Here is a 1723-nt window from a genome sequence, read left to right on the forward strand (position 1 = left end):
AACATTTGCGAAGTCAATTCGTAAAACAAATAATAAATTTAAATCATGAGCTATAACAGGCTTATCATTTTAAAAAGTATTTTAAGATGAGAGTTTGATCCTGGCTCAGGACGAACGCTGGCGGCGTGCCTAATACATGCAAGTCGAACGCGTCTTGGTTATTGATTTCAGGTGCTTGCACTTGAATGATTTAACATTGAGACGAGTGGCGAACTGGTGAGTAACACGTGGGTAACCTGCCCTTGAAGTAGGGGATAACACTTGGAAACAGGTGCTAATACCGTATAACAACCAAAACCACATGGTTTTGGTTTAAAAGATGGTTTCGGCTGTCACTTTAGGATGGACCCGCGGCGTATTAGCTTGTTGGTAAGGTAACGGCCTACCAAGGCAATGATACGTAGCCGACCTGAGAGGGTAATCGGCCACATTGGGACTGAGACACGGCCCAAACTCCTACGGGAGGCAGCAGTAGGGAATCTTCCACAATGGACGAAAGTCTGATGGAGCAACGCCGCGTGAGTGATGAAGGGTTTCGGCTCGTAAAACTCTGTTGTTGGAGAAGAACAGGTGTCAGAGTAACTGTTGACATCTTGACGGTATCCAACCAGAAAGCCACGGCTAACTACGTGCCAGCAGCCGCGGTAATACGTAGGTGGCAAGCGTTGTCCGGATTTATTGGGCGTAAAGCGAGCGCAGGCGGTTTCTTAGGTCTGATGTGAAAGCCTTCGGCTTAACCGGAGAAGTGCATCGGAAACCAGGAGACTTGAGTGCAGAAGAGGACAGTGGAACTCCATGTGTAGCGGTGAAATGCGTAGATATATGGAAGAACACCAGTGGCGAAGGCGGCTGTCTGGTCTGTAACTGACGCTGAGGCTCGAAAGCATGGGTAGCGAACAGGATTAGATACCCTGGTAGTCCATGCCGTAAACGATGAGTGCTAAGTGTTGGAGGGTTTCCGCCCTTCAGTGCTGCAGCTAACGCATTAAGCACTCCGCCTGGGGAGTACGACCGCAAGGTTGAAACTCAAAGGAATTGACGGGGGCCCGCACAAGCGGTGGAGCATGTGGTTTAATTCGATGCTACGCGAAGAACCTTACCAGGTCTTGACATCTTCTGCCAACCTAAGAGATTAGGCGTTCCCTTCGGGGACAGAATGACAGGTGGTGCATGGTTGTCGTCAGCTCGTGTCGTGAGATGTTGGGTTAAGTCCCGCAACGAGCGCAACCCTTATTGTTAGTTGCCAGCATTCAGTTGGGCACTCTAGCAAGACTGCCGGTGACAAACCGGAGGAAGGTGGGGATGACGTCAAATCATCATGCCCCTTATGACCTGGGCTACACACGTGCTACAATGGACGGTACAACGAGTCGCGAAACCGCGAGGTCAAGCTAATCTCTTAAAGCCGTTCTCAGTTCGGATTGTAGGCTGCAACTCGCCTACATGAAGTTGGAATCGCTAGTAATCGTGGATCAGCATGCCACGGTGAATACGTTCCCGGGCCTTGTACACACCGCCCGTCACACCATGAGAGTTTGTAACACCCAAAGCCGGTGAGGTAACCTTCGGGGACCAGCCGTCTAAGGTGGGACAGATGATTAGGGTGAAGTCGTAACAAGGTAGCCGTAGGAGAACCTGCGGCTGGATCACCTCCTTTCTAAGGAAAAACGGAATCCTGCACATTGTCGAAAGTTTTGTTTAGTTTTGAGAGGTCTACTCTCAA

The 1723-nt window shown here is 50.0% G+C and carries 1 rRNA gene; it reads left to right on the plus strand.

From position 1 onward, the window contains the following. The first annotated feature begins 82 nt into the window (after nt 1–82). Nucleotides 83–1657: ribosomal RNA gene (locus FD17_RS12855) — 16S ribosomal RNA — on the plus strand. Nucleotides 1658–1723: the final 66 nt, after the last annotated feature.

This window comes from Lentilactobacillus sunkii DSM 19904 (assembly GCF_001435575.1).
GTDB lineage: Bacteria > Bacillota > Bacilli > Lactobacillales > Lactobacillaceae > Lentilactobacillus > Lentilactobacillus sunkii.